The organism is Paraglaciecola sp., from assembly GCF_051252315.1.
Taxonomy (GTDB): domain Bacteria; phylum Pseudomonadota; class Gammaproteobacteria; order Enterobacterales; family Alteromonadaceae; genus Paraglaciecola.
Map to the genome: position 1 here is coordinate 1 of NZ_JBPOFP010000089.1, position 19,276 is coordinate 19,276.

General features: G+C 39.7%; 17 protein-coding genes and 1 pseudogene. 9 read left to right on the plus strand and 9 right to left on the minus strand.

What is annotated here, in order from left to right; all coding sequences use genetic code 11:
- From ACSHXM_RS15740 to ACSHXM_RS15760, 5 genes and pseudogenes are all read left to right on the plus strand, one after another.
- Window positions 1–604, plus strand: a pseudogene (locus ACSHXM_RS15740) (hypothetical protein); the annotation flags it as partial.
- A gap of 90 nt (window positions 605–694) precedes the next feature.
- Window positions 695–1,156: a GNAT family N-acetyltransferase gene (locus ACSHXM_RS15745; RefSeq protein WP_435690167.1), complete on the plus strand. Its 462-nt coding sequence runs from the start codon at window positions 695–697 to the stop codon at window positions 1,154–1,156.
- Window positions 1,157–1,235: 79 nt separating this feature from the next.
- Window positions 1,236–2,240 (plus strand): aspartate carbamoyltransferase, encoded by a 1,005-nt coding sequence (locus ACSHXM_RS15750; protein ID WP_435690170.1) that lies wholly within the window; start codon window positions 1,236–1,238, stop codon window positions 2,238–2,240.
- A gap of 33 nt (window positions 2,241–2,273) precedes the next feature.
- Window positions 2,274–3,569, plus strand: coding sequence for a glutamate-1-semialdehyde 2,1-aminomutase (gene hemL / locus ACSHXM_RS15755; protein WP_435690172.1), 1,296 nt, complete (start codon window positions 2,274–2,276; stop codon window positions 3,567–3,569).
- Window positions 3,570–3,611: 42 nt separating this feature from the next.
- Window positions 3,612–4,700 carry an adenylate/guanylate cyclase domain-containing protein gene (locus ACSHXM_RS15760; protein WP_435690174.1) on the plus strand — a complete coding sequence of 363 codons (1,089 nt, stop codon included), beginning with the start codon at window positions 3,612–3,614 and terminating at the stop codon, window positions 4,698–4,700.
- 25 nt (window positions 4,701–4,725) lie between these two features.
- Here the strand turns inward: ACSHXM_RS15760 and ACSHXM_RS15765 are convergent, their stop codons facing one another.
- From ACSHXM_RS15765 to ACSHXM_RS15780, 4 genes are all read right to left on the minus strand, one after another.
- A complete protein-coding gene (locus ACSHXM_RS15765) occupies window positions 4,726–5,493 on the minus strand; it encodes a hypothetical protein (protein WP_435690176.1) in 768 nt (255 codons plus the stop codon).
- A gap of 241 nt (window positions 5,494–5,734) precedes the next feature.
- Window positions 5,735–6,658 (minus strand): Dyp-type peroxidase, encoded by a 924-nt coding sequence (locus ACSHXM_RS15770; RefSeq protein ID WP_435690178.1) that lies wholly within the window; start codon window positions 6,656–6,658, stop codon window positions 5,735–5,737.
- Between the two features lie 226 nt (window positions 6,659–6,884).
- Entirely contained in the window at window positions 6,885–8,135 is a 1,251-nt protein-coding gene (locus ACSHXM_RS15775; RefSeq protein WP_435690181.1) for an ammonium transporter, read from the minus strand.
- Window positions 8,136–8,152: 17 nt separating this feature from the next.
- Window positions 8,153–8,491, minus strand: coding sequence for a P-II family nitrogen regulator (locus ACSHXM_RS15780; RefSeq protein ID WP_235313642.1), 339 nt, complete (start codon window positions 8,489–8,491; stop codon window positions 8,153–8,155).
- Between the two features lie 334 nt (window positions 8,492–8,825).
- Between ACSHXM_RS15780 and ACSHXM_RS15785 the strand changes: the two genes are divergently transcribed.
- The 3 genes from ACSHXM_RS15785 to purT all read left to right on the plus strand — a co-directional run bounded on the left by ACSHXM_RS15785 (window position 8,826) and on the right by purT (window position 11,387).
- Window positions 8,826–9,197: a hypothetical protein gene (locus tag ACSHXM_RS15785; RefSeq protein ID WP_435690184.1), complete on the plus strand. Its 372-nt coding sequence runs from the start codon at window positions 8,826–8,828 to the stop codon at window positions 9,195–9,197.
- A 122-nt stretch (window positions 9,198–9,319) separates the two neighbouring features.
- Window positions 9,320–10,093, plus strand: coding sequence for a hypothetical protein (locus ACSHXM_RS15790; RefSeq protein WP_435690186.1), 774 nt, complete (start codon window positions 9,320–9,322; stop codon window positions 10,091–10,093).
- A gap of 118 nt (window positions 10,094–10,211) precedes the next feature.
- Window positions 10,212–11,387 carry a formate-dependent phosphoribosylglycinamide formyltransferase gene (purT, locus tag ACSHXM_RS15795; protein WP_435690188.1) on the plus strand — a complete coding sequence of 392 codons (1,176 nt, stop codon included), beginning with the start codon at window positions 10,212–10,214 and terminating at the stop codon, window positions 11,385–11,387.
- Window positions 11,388–12,014: 627 nt separating this feature from the next.
- On the opposite strand, the gene ACSHXM_RS15800 is transcribed toward purT, so the two are convergent.
- From ACSHXM_RS15800 to hrpB, 3 genes are read right to left on the minus strand one after another with little or no spacing between them, the layout of a single operon-like run.
- Complete coding sequence (locus tag ACSHXM_RS15800) at window positions 12,015–12,158, minus strand: hypothetical protein (RefSeq protein ID WP_435690190.1); 144 nt, start codon at window positions 12,156–12,158, stop codon at window positions 12,015–12,017.
- Window positions 12,159–12,170: 12 nt separating this feature from the next.
- Window positions 12,171–14,525: a penicillin-binding protein 1B gene (mrcB, locus tag ACSHXM_RS15805; RefSeq protein ID WP_435690192.1), complete on the minus strand. Its 2,355-nt coding sequence runs from the start codon at window positions 14,523–14,525 to the stop codon at window positions 12,171–12,173.
- Window positions 14,506–17,034 (minus strand): ATP-dependent helicase HrpB, encoded by a 2,529-nt coding sequence (gene hrpB, locus ACSHXM_RS15810; protein ID WP_435690194.1) that lies wholly within the window; start codon window positions 17,032–17,034, stop codon window positions 14,506–14,508. The genes mrcB and hrpB overlap by 20 nt, the downstream gene beginning before the upstream one ends.
- Window positions 17,035–17,112: 78 nt before the next feature.
- On the opposite strand from hrpB, the gene thpR reads away from it, so the two are divergent.
- A complete protein-coding gene (thpR, locus tag ACSHXM_RS15815) occupies window positions 17,113–17,649 on the plus strand; it encodes an RNA 2',3'-cyclic phosphodiesterase (RefSeq protein ID WP_435690196.1) in 537 nt (178 codons plus the stop codon).
- A gap of 22 nt (window positions 17,650–17,671) precedes the next feature.
- Here thpR and ACSHXM_RS15820 read toward each other — a convergent pair whose 3' ends face one another.
- Window positions 17,672–19,015, minus strand: a complete 1,344-nt coding sequence (locus tag ACSHXM_RS15820; protein ID WP_435690198.1) for a serine hydrolase domain-containing protein — start codon at window positions 19,013–19,015, stop codon at window positions 17,672–17,674.
- Between the two features lie 63 nt (window positions 19,016–19,078).
- Window positions 19,079–19,276: hypothetical protein (locus ACSHXM_RS15825; RefSeq protein WP_435690200.1), on the minus strand; the 198-nt coding region annotated here is incomplete at its 5' end.

Here is a 19,276-nt window from a genome sequence, read left to right on the forward strand (position 1 = left end):
GAACAATAGTCATTCTCGTAAGCAAAGGGTGCGTGTTACCGAATACTCAAGATGGACACATAATCAACGTCACAGACGAGGTGTGCAATATAAACAAAATGGCAAACGTATTATAAGAAACAGTGAAAATCCTATTCGCTATGTTTCAAATACCCAGAATCATCGTCCTAAAAAACAACATCAAATCGATAAACAAAGAGTATTGGATGTTAATAAATACCCTAAAGCAGAAAAACGCTCTAGTGCTCAAGTAAAAAATAAATTGAATCAATACACTAAACATTCAGCTATGAATAACAGTAAAAATACCTTCAATAAAAAACGAAACGAGTATAGAAAACCAACGAGTAAAAACTTTAAGGACTATAAACCGGGCATTCAGTCACCTAAATCTAGAAGCTCAAACAATAAATTCGTATCCAATAGCCCCAAACAAGTACGAACCAAAATAGACAAGCAAAATAAAAGTTATAAGAGTCAAAACTCTTATAAAAGAAGTCAACCTATGACCCAAAGCAAAACTCGTCACTCTGCCAACAAAACAAGTAATAGGTCACGGCCTGTTAAAATTGAGCGCCATAGTAAATCGAGAGAAAAAAGGTAGACATATACCCACAGCGCTGCAAAATATATCGATTCACAACAAATATGGCGTTTGGGTATATTCATTGATTTATGCCAAATTATTTAAATCATGCAAATAAAAATAGATGACTTAACACATCCTAAAATAGGGCTTTTATTACAGGAGCATCTTGATGATATGCGAGCCACATCACCGCCAGAGTGTGTTCACGCATTAGATTTACCCAAGCTTCGCAGCCCTAGTATCACATTTTGGAGTATTTGGTCTGGTGAAGAATTATTAGGCTGCGCGGCGCTTAAACGCCTCACCCCAACTCACCATGAATTAAAATCTATGCGCACCGCACGTGTTCACACTGGTAAAGGTGTCGCTAACAAACTATTACAGCATCTACTTCAGCATGCTAAAACAACTGGCATCACTAGATTGTCCTTAGAAACAGGATCTCAAGAATATTTTAAACCAGCTCATAAATTATATTTAAAATACGGATTTGAATATTGTGGCCCCTTTGCCAACTACACAAACAATCCCAACAGTAAATTTATGCAGTTGCAGCTTAAAATTTAAATCATAAGTTTCAACCCACGCTAGGTAAAATTTTGATAAAATATTGGCATTTCTAGCTTGTATAAAAGATCTATCCCAAATGAATTTTAAAGGCAGCCACATTCTTTCCGTTAATCAATTCGACCGCGAAGCAATCGAACGTGTATTTAATGTTGCTCATCAAATGTTGCCTTATGCCAAAAGAGAAAAGCGCACCACAGTATTAAACGGAGCTATCTTAGGTAACCTATTCTTTGAACCCAGCACAAGAACACGAGTCAGCTTCGGAACTGCATTTAATTTACTTGGTGGTGAAGTAAGAGAGACGACAGGCTTAAGTAATTCAGCTCTTGCAAAAGGCGAATCCCTTTATGACACGGCCAGAGTACTGAGTGGATATTCAGATATTATTGCCATGCGCCACCCAGATATTGGTTCAGTGGCCGAGTTTGCAGAAGGAAGCCGTATCCCAGTGATTAATGGTGGAGACGGGGCTAACGAACACCCCACTCAGGCTTTACTCGATTTATACACAATACAAAAAGAGTTACAGGCTCACGGTAGTAACATTGATGGTATGCATATCGCCATGATTGGTGATTTAAAACACGGTCGTACCGTGCATTCACTGTCTAAACTTTTATGTTTATTCAAAAATATTCGTTTTACGCTTATTTCACCTAAAGAATTGGCAATGCCTTCTTCAATAATTGATGTGATCGAAAACGCAGGGCATCAATATACAATTAGCCAACAATTTGAAGGTAATGTAGATGCAGATATCTGTTACCAAACTCGCATTCAAGAAGAACGTTTTTCCACCCAAGATGAAGCCAATCTTTATCGAGGAAAATTTCGTTTAAACCAACAGATTTATACTCAGCATTTTCAATCAAAGACTGTGATAATGCATCCTTTACCAAGAGACTCTAGAGCAGAAGCAAATGAATTAGATAACGATTTAAACCTCAATCCTAATTTAGCTATATTTCGCCAAACAGATAACGGCGTTTTGGTTAGAATGGCATTATTTGCCTTAACATTAGGTGTCGAGTCAATCGTTAGTCAATTCGACCAAAAAGTTCATTGGCACGTTAACAGTTAATCCCAAATTAAAAAATCACCTTAAGAATCCATTATGCAAACATCTGAAAATCTATTTAATCGTGCAAAAACTCATATACCTGGAGGAGTCAACTCTCCTGTAAGGGCATTCAAAGCAGTGGGTGGCACCCCCCCATTTATCAGCAAAGCCGATGGCCCGTATATATTTGATGTCGACAATAAGCGTTACATTGATTACGTTCAATCTTGGGGCCCCATGGTGCTGGGTCACAACAATCCTAAAATTCGTCAGGCTTTGATAGACGCCGCGCAAAATGGATTGAGTTTTGGTGCTCCGACTGAAATTGAAGTGACTATCGCAGAGTTAGTCAGTGAACTGGTCCCTTCTATGCAAATGTTGCGTATGGTGAACTCAGGCACTGAAGCGACTATGAGTGCTATTCGTCTGGCTAGAGGTTACACCAACAGAGATAAAATTCTTAAATTTGAAGGTTGTTATCACGGCCATGCTGACTCTCTATTAGTTAAAGCTGGGTCAGGTGCGTTAACTTTTGGTGTGCCGAGCTCTCCTGGCGTCCCAGCCGATTTGGCACAACATACTTTAACCATGGAATACAATAACCTTGAATCTGTCGCTCAAGCTTTCGCACAGAATCCAGAAGACATCGCTTGTATCATAGTTGAGCCGGTAGCAGGCAACATGAATTGTATTCCACCAGTCGATGGATTTTTACAAGGTTTACGTGATATATGTGACCAATATGGTGCGGTATTAATTCTTGATGAAGTCATGACTGGGTTTAGAGTCGCCTTGGGTGGCGCACAACAAAAATACCAAGTCGAGCCCGATTTAACCTGTTTAGGTAAAGTCTTAGGTGGTGGTATGCCTGTAGGAGCCTTTGGTGGCAAAAAAGAAATCATGCAACAACTAGCGCCATTAGGGCCAGTTTACCAAGCAGGTACATTATCAGGTAACCCTGTAGCTATGGCAGCAGGCCTAGCTTCTTTAAAAGAAGTTCAAAAACCTGGTTTATACGAGCAACTAAGTCAAAACACCCAAAAATTAGCAGAAGGCTTTAAACAACTTGCAGATAAACATGGCATACCTATGTCAGTTAATTATGCAGGAAGTATGTTTGGGTTATTTTTTACCGATGTTGAACGTGTGACTAATTACCAACAAGCAATTAACTGTAATACCGAGCAGTTCAATTTGTTTTATCATGGTATGTTAGAACAAGGCGTTTATTTGGCTCCTGCTTCGTACGAGGCCGGATTTGTTTCTGTAGAACATTCGGAAGATGTGATACAAGAAACGTTAAATATCGCGGATAAAGTATTAGCTGAAGTCGCACAAAAAACTCAATAAAAATATTGCAGTCAAAACAAGTAATAGAGTGAAGAAATATTAATGTTAGAACAGGTCTTACAACCCGTACCTTTAGTTTTGTTATTTATTATCTTGGTATATACAGGCGTTTTACTGGTTTTGTTGAATAAAAACAAATCTAAGCCTGAACAGGATAACTCACAACAAAACGTTGACTTATATTCTTCCTCTCAACCTTTGAATGAGCAAAATTTTGACAAGTCTGCCGCAGAAGCAAAAGAATTAAATAAAACCTTTCGTAAGTTTGTACCAAAGCAGTTTGTCGATCATTTAGCTAAACACGGTTCAGATAGTCTAGAGCTTGGTAAAGCAGATGAAGACGAATTAGCCATTCTATTCAGTGATATTAGAGGTTTTACCGGTTTATCTGAACAAATGAGCCCACAAGAATTAATGAATTTTCTTAATTCTTACTTTTTGCGAATGAATGATCCTATACATCAAAATAACGGTTTTATTGATAAATTTATTGGTGATGCCGTCATGGCTCTGTTTGATCGTCCTAAAGGCACCAATGTAGATAAAGCCCAGGATGCGATACGCGCAGCTCTAGACTTACGTTATGCCATAAACCTATACAATCAGCACAGAGCCAACTGTAACTATCCGCCAGTCAATATTGGCATAGGTGTGCACTTTGGGCCTGTGATAATAGGCACAGTAGGCTCAAACGATAGAATGGATACGACTGTTATTGGTGACAGTGTGAATGTGGCGTTTCGTTTGGAAGCATTAGCGCCTATTTACAACACTGACATCATCATTAGTGAACAAACCTTAACGCAAGCCAAGTCTCAAGATTTATTTCAATACCGTTTGTTAGATTGGGTTAGAGTAAAAGGTCGTCAAACACCCATTGAAATCTATGAGGTCATAGATCATCAAGAAGAAAGACAAAAACTACAAAAATTAGCTAACGCAGATTTAATAAAACAAGGTTTATCATTTAGAAAGCAACAAGACTGGCAGCAAGCTGAAAACCATTTCCAACAAGCTTTAGATATCTACCCCGAAGATACCTTAGCCAAACATCACCTTGAGCAATGTAAAATACTTCAACAAACAGAATTGCCATCCGATTGGGACGGCTCCATACTTCTTAGGCCTTAATCCTACTAATCGGAATGCAGGGAAATCACCTAAGCTTAACTTTACCGTCTATGACATTTTGCAAAAAATCTATCCGTGCAATGATTTCACCTTTTGCTTCACAATCTCGACAACGGGAAAGAATTACCTGTATATCTTCAAATAACTCCTCTCCTTCTTCTTTGTTTTCTCTTAAGAACTCGATAAGTGCTAATCGGTAGTAAGCATCATATAAATTACGATTAAGGAATACAGCAGTTCTCAGCGCTTCTTCAGCTTCTGTAGGTCGACCTAATTGAAGTTGTGTTAAACCTATCATATACATCTGAAACCCACGGTTTTCACAGGTACGGGCTTTAAGGATACTTTTATTCTTGGATGTTCTGTTGATCACTTTTCCAGTGCTTGGTGCTGAATTACCTGCGGTGTTCGACACTGAACCATTTTGGGTATTAGCATTGCCTGCTGTACTTTGTAGTGATTGACTAATTTGAGAGTTTTGGAAAGAGTTTATTGAGGCCTGCAAATTGCGTTCTGCTCTAAGAGCACATTTAGCATTTTTCTTAAACTCTATTTCAGCTAGTGCAAAATTACCTGAGTTGAAAGCCTGCAGTGCCGAATCACCAGCCCTACCTTCCACTTCAATTCGTTCTATTTCCTGATCATCTTGCTGTGTAGGTGCGGCACTCGAATTTTCCTGCGCTGCTATCAAACCAAAGGGTAAAGCCAATAGCAGTATAAAAATATTTTTACTTAATAAATTAGGAACAGGCAACAACCTAATTGAGCGTTTTAGAAATGTTAAGTGAAACATAAAAACCTCCATGTAATAAACTTAGTTAATAGTTGAATTATGGTTTTCGAGACAAGTACACATGTCGAGATATTAAAATAAGTTAAATATTTTGTATAGTTTGGTCAAGTCAAAGAAATGTATCAATATATAAACAGATGAAATTGGCATGTAGTTTTGTTTATTCATAACCAGTCTTTTTTGCCATTAACTGAGCCAATTTAGTGCTTTTTCAGGAAGCCAATTTCTCTCAGAAGCGGCACTACTCTATTGCTTGTTGCTTTAAAAATTTAACTGATGGAGCAAAATAGGCCCCGCCTGTTTCAGCAATGGTGTAGTCCAAAAGTTTATCGTAATTACCTGCTGAATCAGCAAAAATCATATTACGTAACATATCTGTAAAAGGCTTAGGACTGCTTGCACACGAGATAAAATATAACCCCTCCACTGCCATATCGCCATAAGGCATACTTTGCCTAAGAATTTCAACACTATTGCCATTTTCATCTTTTAAATTGGTACGTTTAGTATGAGCAAATGCGGCTTTTTTGTCGCTAGCAAACTCTACGTTATCAGCTTTAGTTCGCCCCATCACCTCTTCTTGATTATGTGTCTTTAGAAGCTGCCATTTTGTCATGTTATGACGATAACGTTGAACGTGAATATAACTCCCCCCCGCAAAATCAGGATCATTGTCACCCACAATTGCCACGTCAAACTTGTGCATCCCCTTAGGGTTTTCAGTGCCATCTACAAACCCCGTAAGATCTCGACCGTCTAAATAACGAAACCCACGAATTTCTTCAAATAGATCAACGTGAGGTCTTAATAATTGAATGACTTCGATTCCAATGGCATGGCAAATATCGGCTCTATCCGCTTTTATTTGGATGAACAGATCACCTGGCGTCACTGGTGCACCACGATCTTCGCTTTGCATATTAGGAAAAGGAGCTAATTCTAGAGGAATTAACCTAGGATACAGCTCATACCAATAATCGGTTCCTATGGCGATAACACCAGAAACCATAGCTTCATAGTACTCTTCATCGAAATGACTAAACAAATCGAGCACACTAGCCAATTTTGCACGCATGGCATGTACATCATCATCGACAACAGTAAATGTCAGATAAAGTGCGTGCAGATTAGGCTCTGCACAAATGCCTTTTTGAGCTTGACTCATATCGGAACTCTCACCTTAATAACCAGCGACTTGGCTATCTTTACGACTTGTTAATTAACAGTAATATACCTCAGTTTTAAAATCTCGCATAATCTCATCGCTATCAACTCGCACTCGTTTAGAATAAGCAATCAGCCCCTTTTATTTAGGCAAAAAAAACCCCGCTAAATAAGCGGGGCTTCAATTCTATTTATTAAGTGTGAAAATCACACCTAACTAAATCATATTAAGAACGTTTAGTTGTGAAATCAGGGTAAGCTTCTAAGCCACACTCACTGATATCAACACCTTCGTATTCTTCTTCTTCACTTACACGGATACCAATAACCGCTTTGATAATTGACCAAGCAATGAAGCTAGTAACAAATACCCATACGAAGATAGTAGCTGCACCTAATAACTGACCACCAAAAGTAGCAGCATCAGGGTTAGTGATAGGAACAAGTAATAGACCTACTAAGCCAACTACACCGTGAACAGAGATAGCACCAACTGGATCATCAATCTTAAGTTTGTCTAGACCGATAATGCTTAGTACTACTACGATACCACCGATAGCACCAAACAAAGTAGCTTGTAACGGGCTAGGTGTTGAAGGTTCAGCAGTAATTGCCACTAAACCAGCTAATGCACCGTTTAAGGCCATAGTTAGGTCAGCTTTCTTAAATAAGATTTGAGCGAATAAAAGCGCAGCAACTAAACCACCAGCAGCAGCAGCGTTAGTATTCATAAATACAACAGCTACAGCGTTAGCACTTTCAACAGTAGCTGTAGCTAATACAGAACCACCGTTAAAGCCAAACCAACCCATCCATAAGATGAACATACCTAAAGTAGCTAGCGGTAAGTTAGCGCCAGGGATTGCATTTGCACGACCGTCAGATGAATATTTACCTTTACGAGCACCTAGTAATAACACACCAGCTAAAGCTGCAGCAGCACCAGCCATATGCACAATACCAGAACCAGCAAAGTCAGAGAATCCATTATCACCTAGAGTGTACATACCGAATACAGATTCGCCACCCCAAGTCCAAGCACCTTCCATTGGGTAAATGAAACCAGTTAAAACAACAGCAAATGATAAGAAAGCCCAAAGCTTCATACGTTCTGCAACTGCACCAGAAACAATAGACATAGCCGTTGCTACGAATACTACCTGGAAGAAGAAGTCAGCAGAAGGAGCATAAGTTGCAGCATCTTCAGCAACACCTGTAGCGCCGTCACCAGTAATTCCGTCTAGGAACAAAGTGAATTCACCGCCACCGTACATGATTGAATAACCACAAACCATATACATGATGCACGAGATAGAATATAACGCGACGTTTTTAGTTAGAATTTCGGTGGTATTTTTAGCACGCACTAAACCAGCTTCTAACATAGTAAAACCTGCGGCCATCCACATAACCAATGCGCCACAAATTAAAAAGTAAAATGTATCTAGGGCGTAGCCCAACTCAAATGTAATTTCCACAATTATCTCCTCAAGATCTAAATGGCTTCGCCATCTGTTTCGCCAGTACGAATACGAACAGCATGCTCTAAGTCATAAACAAAAACCTTACCGTCACCAATTTTGCCCGTTTTAGCAGCGCCAACTATGGCTTCAACTAAACGTTCAACTTGATCATCTTTAACACCAACTTCAAGTTTTACCTTAGGTAAAAAATCTACTTGATATTCAGCGCCACGATATAGCTCTGTATGACCTTTCTGACGACCAAAACCTTTAACTTCGGTTACGGTTAAACCATCAATTCCGATTTCAGATATTGCTTCACGCACATCGTCAAGCTTGAAAGGCTTAATGATTGCAGTTACTAGTTTCATTGTGTTACTCCCAGTGTTTTATTATATAAAATTTAAAATTCTGCCATTACTAGAACAAGTCTTATGCCAAAAATTATTTTCATATAAAATCAACCACTTACTCATATAGTGCATTAAAAAAAACCCAACAAAAGCCCTCACTTGGTGCAATAAAACAAAAACGCACCAACTTGGTTCGGTAAATGTTAATGGTTTTAACTTCTCTCTTTTGGCATAGATAAGTTATCGGTGCACAACCTCTTAGTAATCCCAATTTGGGTTGGATTATTCTTAGCAAACTTGCGTGGTTTGAATTAAGGTATAAATGTTATTTAAAAAATGAAAGGGATTAGTAATGCAATTTCAGATAAGCACTATTAAAGATGTCTCATGTATCACTTTAGAAGGTACACTTAACGCCCTTGATATGATTTTTATGACACAAAGCCCTCAATATAAAACGGCAATCTCTAGCAACAAAAAACTTCTGTTGGATTATTCGTATATAGACGGCTCTATTTTGTCCCCTGAAGATGTAGTGGGTATTACCATGTTAGGTAAAAAAGGACTTGAGGGTTCGGGTAACACACACGTAGCTGTTGTAGTAGAAGATTCAGATCGAGAAGACATCGAAAAAATCACCAAAGCCATATTTTCAGATACCCAATCTAAAATAATTGTCACCGATAACAAGCAACAAGCTCTGACGATGCTAAACCAAGCGTAACACTAATAATCATCTGATTATTAAAAGTGCTCAAGCACAAGTGGAACTAATTATTTAAACAAGACTCTACAAAACCCTAATCTATTCAATATGTTTTGATCTGAGTGCTTAAGAAAAACCCATTGCTATATACCACCATTGGTCTGTCAGTGATATTTCATCTGATAGTGTTGTTTTTTATGGTGCAAGGTAGTCTCACAAAATCGCCAACTAAAACACCCAAGATCAAACCTCTACAAGCTAAATTATTTTTTGAACTGCCAAAACCGCTTATGACACCGGAACCCAAAAACAAGCCCCCCAAAAAAACCATAGAATTACCTAAAGAAGAAACAGTTCAAGTCAATCCTGCCAAGCAAGATGTTAAACCCAAACCAACAAAACCTGAAAAACAGAAACCCAATAAAATTGAACAAACAAAAGCCCTCACAAGTGATCCCAAAGAGCAAACAAACGAACAGCCAAAACCAACACCTGTTCCTTCGATAGATAAAACATCGGTTGCTCGACCTCAAGTTAACAGTCAATTTACCGGTCTAGCAGGCAAACATGTTCAGGCGCTTAACCAGCAAGCTGATAAACGCTTAGCACAAGAAGCAGGGCGATATTACCAACAACAAAAAAACTCACCGATTATTCATGCACCCAATAAAAATAGGTTTATGACTGAAGACGAAAAGCGACTGGATAAAACAAAAATCCGAGCTAACTGCGATGGCGCAGCAAGAAAAACAGCGGCTATAATAATGGGTTTTATGGGCGGCAACGTCGACTGTACAAGCAAACCAAATATCAACAACTTTATTAACAAACGGATTAATAAAGAAGCAACATTACCTGATAAATACGAAAGACCACTAGATAAAATACCCAAATCAGTGGTGATCAAAAACTAACTACAGCACCTACAAAAAGCTAGTTAATCACTTCTTTGATAGAGCTATTTTTACTATGGTGAAACTTGGTTTTCAGATATGATCTTGTATATTCAAATTGACATAAATTGAGGTTTTCATGTTAGGTACCGCTTGTTCAACATCTGCAACCAAAGTAATGATGTTAGGTTGTGGCGAATTAGGTAAAGAAGTCGTCATTGAGTTGCAACGTCTAGGCGTTGAAGTGATAGGTGTTGATCGATACGCCAATGCACCTGGCATGCAAGTAGCCCACAGAAGCTATGTCATTAACATGTTAGATGGTGAAGCTTTACGTGAACTAGTCGAAAAAGAACGCCCTCATCTAATCGTGCCTGAAATAGAAGCCATTGCTACCGACACGTTAGCAGAACTAGAAGGCGAAGGGTTTAATGTGATACCAAGCGCTAAAGCCACACAACTCACTATGAATCGTGAAGGCATACGTTGTTTAGCTGCTAACACTTTAGGCCTTGCCACTTCAGCGTTTGTTTTTGCTTCAACTTTTACTGAATTTACAGCAGGCATTGAAAAAATCGGTATTCCTTGTGTAATCAAACCTATCATGAGCTCTTCAGGTAAAGGTCAATCACTTGTGCGTTCACAAAGTGATATTGAGACCGCTTGGAAATATGCTCAAGAAGGTGGGCGTGCGGGTAAAGGCAAAGTCATCATCGAAGGCTTTGTTGATTTTGATTACGAAATTACCTTATTAACCATTAGTGCCAAAGATGGCATTCACTACTGCGCCCCTATTGGTCATAGACAAGAAGACGGTGATTATCGCGAATCATGGCAACCAGCTGCAATGTCAAAAACAGCTATAGAAAAAGCGCAAAATATGGCGAAAAGTGTAGTCGAAGCCTTAGGTGGTTATGGTTTGTTTGGTGTAGAGTTATTTATTAAAGGTGACGATGTTATTTTTAGTGAAGTATCACCGCGACCACACGACACAGGGTTAGTCACCCTCATCTCTCAAGATTTATCTGAATTTGCCTTACATGCCCGCGCTATTTTAGGTTTACCTATCCATCAAATAGAACAATATGGCCCTAGTGCATCAGCGGTAATTTTGCGTGAAGGCACATCCACTGATATACGTTTCTCTGAACTAGAAAAAGCATTAGCCCAACCTCAAACTCAAATACGTTTATTTGGTAAGCCTGAAATCGATGGCAGACGCCGATTGGGTGTAGTGTTGAAACGTGAAGAATCTGTTGAGAAAGCGATTAGGGTAGCAGTGGAGACTGCGGCTAAGGTTAAAGTGCATTTTTAGCCAAATTATTGGCCTCACTGGTGGCAGTGAGGCTAACGTTTTGAGAAATATTCACTTCGTTCATTAATGTGCTTCGCACACAAGGCATCGCTTCGCGACTGGACATTCACTGCATGCTCGGGGCATGACTCCGTCACTTATTCACTTCGTTCACTTTTTATGCTTCGCACTTGGCATCCCTGCCTTTTTTCAAAAGAAATCCATTTCGTCCAATCAACTTCTTTTCAACAGCTAAAAGAAGTAGACAAGAAAAGCCGCGCTCCGACCAAGTTCTAATACCTGCGCGACTTGCCAAAATAAAGGTCGCAATGATTTGTTCCCTACAAGACATTGCTTAAATGACATCCCTGTCATGTACCCTCTATTTGCCTGCGTTGCTCGTTGAACTTGGAGTCGCGACAAAATCAAAAGCATGGCTTCGCCACATAAAGATGAAGAAAAAAATGATTAAAAGGACACGCATCGTAATTTTCTTTGTCGGTAACGCCGATGCTTTTTATTTATCTGCGATTACAAATTCCCCATCAAATCATTGGCTTGTCGGATGGCCAGATATGGATATCTGGACAAGGCAATCTTTTATAGCTGGGAGCTGCTTATTGCCGTTTCGACATGAATGCTAATAATTTAATGGATAAGGAATTTGTCCGGAGCGCGGCATTTTTCTGGTGACTCTTTTTTTGCTGTTGTAAAAAGAGTCACTAGCTCGAAGGGATTCGAGTTAAAAACCTGCATGGATGCAGAGTGGCGCAGCCATGCTTCTAAATTCATGCTAATTTCCAATTAGCCAAATATCCTCTTCCACCAACTCTTAGGTTTATCTGGCACTCTTGATTCGCCGAAACATTTCTTAGGGGTAGGTGGCAATGCGTCGGTAATGGCCGGCACACTGTAGGTGTCTTTACATCCAGCTTTACTCAACTTACCCGTTGCCAAATCGAAATGGGTAATACCTAATCCAGCAGGAAAACGTCTGACTAAGGATTTCGGCTCCTGTTGTTTTTGATACCCCATAAACAGCTGCATGGCACCACTTGCTCCACTCAGGTTCACCGGTTGATTGTTATCTTTTCCTATCCAACTGGTGATCAACATATTTTTGTCGAAGCCACTAAACCAGCTGTCTCGATAGTCATCAGTAGTACCAGTTTTACCAGCCATGTTTATTTCAGGAAATTGACTTCGAACAGATTTAGCCGTGCCCTCTAAAGTGACTTTATGCAGTGCATAATTCAATAAATAACTAGCCTGTTCATCCACTCTTTGTTCCGGAGCATGATCAAAATTCCATAATAAATTATTGTCTGGCGACATGATGGCAGTGATCGAGTGTAATGGGATATATCGACCATTGTTAGCCATAGTTTGGTACATTTGATTCACTTGCAATGGCGAAAAGTTAACAGCACCTAGTGTCATTGCGGGGTACAAGGCAATGTCTTCTGTCACGCCTAACCGCCAAATAGTATCGGCAATAGTGCCTAAACCTAACTCCATGCCCAAGGTCACAGTAGGGACATTCAATGAGCGACTTAATGCAGTTAATAAAGAGACTTGCCCACGAAACTTTTTATCTGAATTTTGTGGTTGCCAAAGTTTACCTTCAGAACTTTTGAGTTTGATTGGCTCGTCGGTCAGCAAGGTGGCTAAGTTATAGTCCGCAGCTTGTTCCAAGGCGGTTAAATAAATAGCGGGTTTAATTAACGACCCTATAGCTCGTTTAGCATCTAAGGCTCGGTTAAAACCGGCATAATCGGCTTTGCGTCCTCCAACAATTGAGCGTACCTCGCCAGAATCAATATCGGTTATGATCATGGCGGCCTCAAAGCCTTTTAAACCGATACGTTTTTCTTGTTTAGCCACACCATTCGTTACGGCTCTTTCCGCTTTTAATTGAGCGTTAGAATCTAGCGTGGTAAATACTTTTAAGCCCGACTGCCTAATATCAGGGTTGTCTAACACTTGCTTTAATTCTCGCCTAACCATATCCATAAAGGCTGGATGTTTGTCTTTTTTTAGACTGGCGCCGGTAGCCAATTTAAGTGGTTTAGCAACGAGAGCTTCGTATTCGTTTGAGGTGAGTTGATGACTTTCGAACATCATACGCAATACTAAGTTACGTCTGGTAATGACACGTTCTGGATATCGCCTTGGATTGTAATATGAAGGACCTTTTATTATCCCTACCAAGACTGCCATTTCGTCAATGCGTAATTCGTTAAGTGGTCGATCAAAATAGAAATAACTGGCTAAACCGAATCCATAAACGCCAGTGTTGCCATTTTGCCCTAAAAACACTTCATTTAAATAAGCTTCAATAATCACTTCTTTGCTATATCTAAATTCAATAATTAACGCCATTAAAGCTTCTTTTGCTTTACGGGTAATGGTTTGTTCACGAGTTAGAAATAAGTTTTTGACTAGCTGTTGAGTCAAAGTGCTGCCACCTTGCACTGTTCTGCCCGCAGATACATTCGCTATCAAAGCTCGCATAATCGACAAAGGTGCAATGCCAAAATGTTGATAAAAATCGTTATCCTCAACGGCGACTAAAGCTTGGGTTAATACTGGAGGAACGTCATGAATATTAACTAACATGCGATCTTCTCGGTCACTACTTTGTAAACGAGTGACTAACCAAGGTTCAAGATAAAAACTATTGATAGACTCTCGAGTGGCGAGGTCTTGGATCTTGGTGATCCTTTGTTTACTTAGCGTGACTTCTATAAAACGTAAATCTTCTGCACCATGAGAAAATTCAAATTTACGACGTTGGATTCGGATCCGGTTAGCCAAAACCTGATATTCCCCTGAGCTTTTCGCCCGAGTGACTCGCCTATACCCAAGCAGAATCAGTTCTTCTTCAATTTCTTTAATGCTTATTTCTTGTTTGAGCGCCAGATACAAAGGACGAGCAAAAATTTGCGCTGGAACCTGCCACTTGTTACCAGCAAATTTTTTACTGATTTGTGCATCAAGATAAACGCCATATCCAGCAACTAATGAGACAAATATAATAAGTAACTTAAACCAATGTCTAAAAAACCAGCTAAACGGATTGAGTCTTCGCCATATAGACGGTTTGTCACTCGCTACTTTATTTGTTTTAGTGGATTTTTTAGGCACGGTTTTGCTCATTATTTAGCATTCTTTTTTTAGTGGTCGTTGTCGCTTGTGACGTGGCTGGATTATCTGGCCAGAAATGACGAGGATAACGGCCTTTCATTTCTTTTTGAACCTCTTTATAACTTCCATTCCAAAACCCAGGTAAATCTTGAGTGGTTTGCAATGGCCTTTGGGCTGGCGACAACAACTCTATGGTAAGTGCCAACTTACCTTGATTCACAGATGGGTGCTGTTGCAAACCATAAAGCTCTTGCATTCTAACCGACAAAGTCACTTTTGAATGTTTGACTTCAGAACCTTGCTTTTGTGGCTCAGCATATTGTAAGCGGCCATTTCGCCCGCTGGGTAAACCTATACTTTCAGGCAAGATTTTATTTAACACTTGCTGCTGTTGATAGTCTAATAATGATTTTAATTGCTGGATAAAATCACATTGAGATAACTGTGCCCAACTTGTTTTCGTGGTTAAATAAGGTAATAACCACGTATCCATTGAAGCCAATAAACCTGCCTCAGAAAAATCAGCTAACACGCCATCTATTTCTAATGTATTAGCCAAACGAACTCTATAGATAAATTGCCAACAGGCCTGGTCAAACGGCAAAGCATCAATCCCTTTTTGTGAAATCACTTGCACCCAAAGATTGCTAATTTGCTGGCTAGTAGGTTTTGCCAAAGGCTGTTTTTGAATAGTTATTTTTCCGAGTATTTTACTTTTATGTGCGTTAATTTTTTGCTGAGTAGTGTCCCACTCCAATACTTCTTGGTTATTAATCAAGTGGACAAAGTATTGCTCTATTTGTTTTAACGAAATAGGCTCAGCATATCGAATAGACGCATTATCTTGTTGCCTATCACTGGACAACATGGTGCCCACAGCCAGCCATTTTTGTTCAACCAACGCATCATCACGTAGCAAAACTGCACCAGAGCCATTAACCAGTTGATAACTTTCACCACTTCTTTGTTTCGCCAGCCATTGAGGATAAGCAAAGCCTATCAACACAGCAACATCCTCAAAAGGCCAGTCTGATTCTAGGTTTGTCGGTAAGGCGCAATTTAGCTTTTTATGCCACTGCTTTATTGTTTGCCAAATTGGATGATTTTTATGTTTCAACAAATAATGAAGTCTGGCGGAAACTTCGGCTCCCACTGATTGACTAAAACTACGTGGAATGGGGTCTTTACTTTCAAACAATGCAGCTAAAGTGCAAGCTAAACTTAAATGTTGAACTCCCATACTTTTACTTTTTAACATCATCACAGCAATAGAAGGGTGTCCGCCTAGTGCATGTACTTGTCGACCTAAGGAGCTAATTTTTTGTGACTTATCAAGTAAACCTAATTGGCCTAAATAATCTCCACCCTGAGCTAATTGAGCGTCAGTGGGATAGTCGATTAAACTCAACTCTTTAACGGGAGCTCCCCACATAGCGCTTTCTAACATGAAACCACTCATGTCAGTTTGTAAAATTTCAGGCGTAGATTGTGGGGCTAACCTATCTTGTTGCTCTTTGCTCCATAAGCGGTAACACTTACCTGGGCCTAAACGACCTGCACGACCGGCTCTTTGCACCGCAGATGCTTGAGATATCTTTTTAGTTTGTAGATGGGTGATCCCTCGATTGAGATGAAACACAGCCGTTTTTTCAACTCCACTGTCGACCACAAACTCAATACCTTCAATGGTTAAACTGGTTTCAGCTATGTTGGTAGCTAGTACAATTTTGCGTTTACCATTTTTATCAGGCAGTAAAGCTGAATCTTGTTGCTGCTTTGCTAGATCAGAATACAAACAATGCACGGCCACACTGCTGCCAAAATGTTGACTGAGCTTATCAGCGGTCTTATTTATATCAGCAGCACCAGGCAAAAACACTAGGCCATCTCCTTGATGCTGAGTAAAGACATCAATCACCAAACGACTGACCTTTTCAGCTAATGGCACGCTGGTATTGTTAACACGATATTCAAGTTCTACCGGGTAAGAACGCCCTTGAGACTCTAATAACTTAGCTTTAGGCATAAGTGTTTGAATAGCTTGTACGTCTAGGGTAGCCGACATTACCAATAATCGTAGGTCATCTCTAAGTGCTTGTTGTACTTCTAGGCATAACGCCAAGGAAAAATCAGCGTGAATATTGCGTTCATGAAACTCATCAAAAATGACCAAAGCCACACCTAGCAACTCAGGTTCACTTTGTAACATGCGAGTAAGAATACCTTCTGTGACTATTTCTAGTCGGGTGTGAGCACTAACTTTTGATTCCCCCCTGATTCGATACCCAACGGTTTGGCCTACACTCTCACCCAATTGTTCAGCCAAATATGTCGCAATGTTTCGCGCAGCTAACCTTCTTGGTTGCAACATAAGTATTTTTTGATGTTTGAAACAATCTAACTTTAACAATGACAAAGGCAAGCAAGTTGACTTGCCAGCCCCCGGAGGAGCAACCACAATGGCATCCCCGCTATTTAGTTGTTGGTGTAAGACTGGTAAAATTTGCGTAACTGGCAGCAAGTAACATCTCTTTGATGAAAATAATCTATCTAATTGGGATCATATCAGTTTTATAACTAAACGATGGAATAATAGAGTATGCGTGCATTTTTAGGTTTATCACCCGACCCTAAAACAAAATTAGCAATTGAAGCCTGGCGAAATAAAGCTTTGCCGCAATTTAACGCCCCTGTACCGGCTCCAAACTTTCATGTAACCTTAGCTTTTTTAGGGCAAGTGACACCTAAACACTTAGATACCATCACCACTGAAATTAGCATGATGCAGGCTATATCTGAATTTGATGTAACACTTGACCAAGTAGGTTATTGGCCTAAACCTAAAGCATTTTGGTTAGGCAGTGAATCGCCAGATGAAAGACATGTAAATCTAGCTAAACAAGTTAACAAAATAGCCAATGTAGCTGGACTACATCTACCCAAACAAACCTATGTCCCGCATTTAACCTTAGCCCGTAAATGCACTGAAAACCCACCCGCTCCTTTGCTAGCGCCAAATTTTACGTTTCGAGCCAAAGCGCTCCATTTATTTGAGTCCGTCTCTAGCTCACATGGTGTGGCATATCACATCAGACAGTCTTGGCCGTTAAAAATGGCTTTTAGTTTTAATGGATAATGGATCTGCCTGATATTCAAACTTAATTTAATTCAGCCAGTATTTTGCCAAAGTTATCATCATCGGGGTATGAACTTCCCCATCCTAATCGCACAATCACTGTATTTTGCGATGGAAACATCATCACTCTTTGCTTACGGTTACCTAACATGGCATACGTATCTTCTGGTAATTCAGGCCAACGCAACTTTTCACTACCGCGATTCAGCCAAAATTGATAACCATAACTCCCATCGTTTTGACTTTCGTTGGGTGTATACGAAGCTTGTACCCATTCTTTGCTCAAGATTTGCTGATTATTAATCACGCCTTGATTAATCATTAGCAAGCCCATTCTTGCCCAATCACGGGCAGAAGCAAAAATGTATGAACTGCCGACAAATATACCTTCGGCATCCACCTCAAACACGGTATGAGCTAAACCTAGAGGTTGTGCAATTTGTTGATAAAAATAATCCACTAGTGTTTGCTGATCGCTACCTAGAGTGTTAAATATGTAGCGCATAAGTATATTAGTGGTGCCAGAGGAGTAATAAAACTGCTCACCAATTGGGTTAGCTAAAGGTTTATGAACAGCATATTTAGAAGTACTTGGCTCTAAAAACAGCATTCTGGTGGCATCGGTGCCTGGAATATAATTTTCGTCAAATTCTAAACCAGATGACATTTGCAGTAAGTTTTTTAATGTTATGTCTTTGCGTTCGTCGCCTTTCCAGCTTTCAAACAACATAGTTTCGGTATCTTTTACACTATGTTTCAGCGCTAAATTACCCACCATGATTGACGTTAAACTTTTACCCATCGACCATCCCAAGAACTTACTATTTTGGGTAAAGTCAGGGCCGTAAGATTCAGCTAAAAGATTACCATTTTTGATCACTAACAAGGCTCTGGTGTCTAACCCAGCTTGGTTGTCGGCTGCGACAATATCATCTACTACCATCTGCAAGTTTGTATTGATTGAAGTAACCGTTTCTCCAGTTGGCCACAACAATGATGACTGTTGCAAAGTAGGTACAACCAAAGTATCTAAGTCAAAAGTGGCAAGTTCATTATCTATCGTACAGCCTAAACCTTTACGATACGTTGCACTGGCTTGAGATAAACCAAGAAAATCGGTAGTAACTTTATTTTCAGAATATTCGATATCGAGTATATTATTAGCGGGAGAATACCCGGCTAAATCAGACACTATTTGTGCTTGTGATAAACCACCCACAAATTTTCCAGAACAAGCAATTTTTGCACCTAGTCCAGTAGACACATCTAAGGCATCATCAATTGCGAGAATAGAAATACCTACCCAGCGCAAACCAATCACAGCTGATATAAAAACAACTACAAGGCTAATACTCAATTTTTTCATAAAAAAACCACTTCCAACTAACAATCACTTATCTTTAAGATCAGAGTATCACTATCATAAACTTCACTGAGTAATAGACCCCATCAATTCATCAGCCCATTTTAGGCCTTGCCAATAAGTACTTTTAAGCTGCCTTAAAGCCAGGTTATCTTGACCTTTTAGTTGATTTTTTTCGATACCAATCAAATTTACTAATAATTCTCCCATGACACCTTGCTGCGAACAAAGTGCTTCTTTTAGTTCTGTTGACAAGGGGAGTAT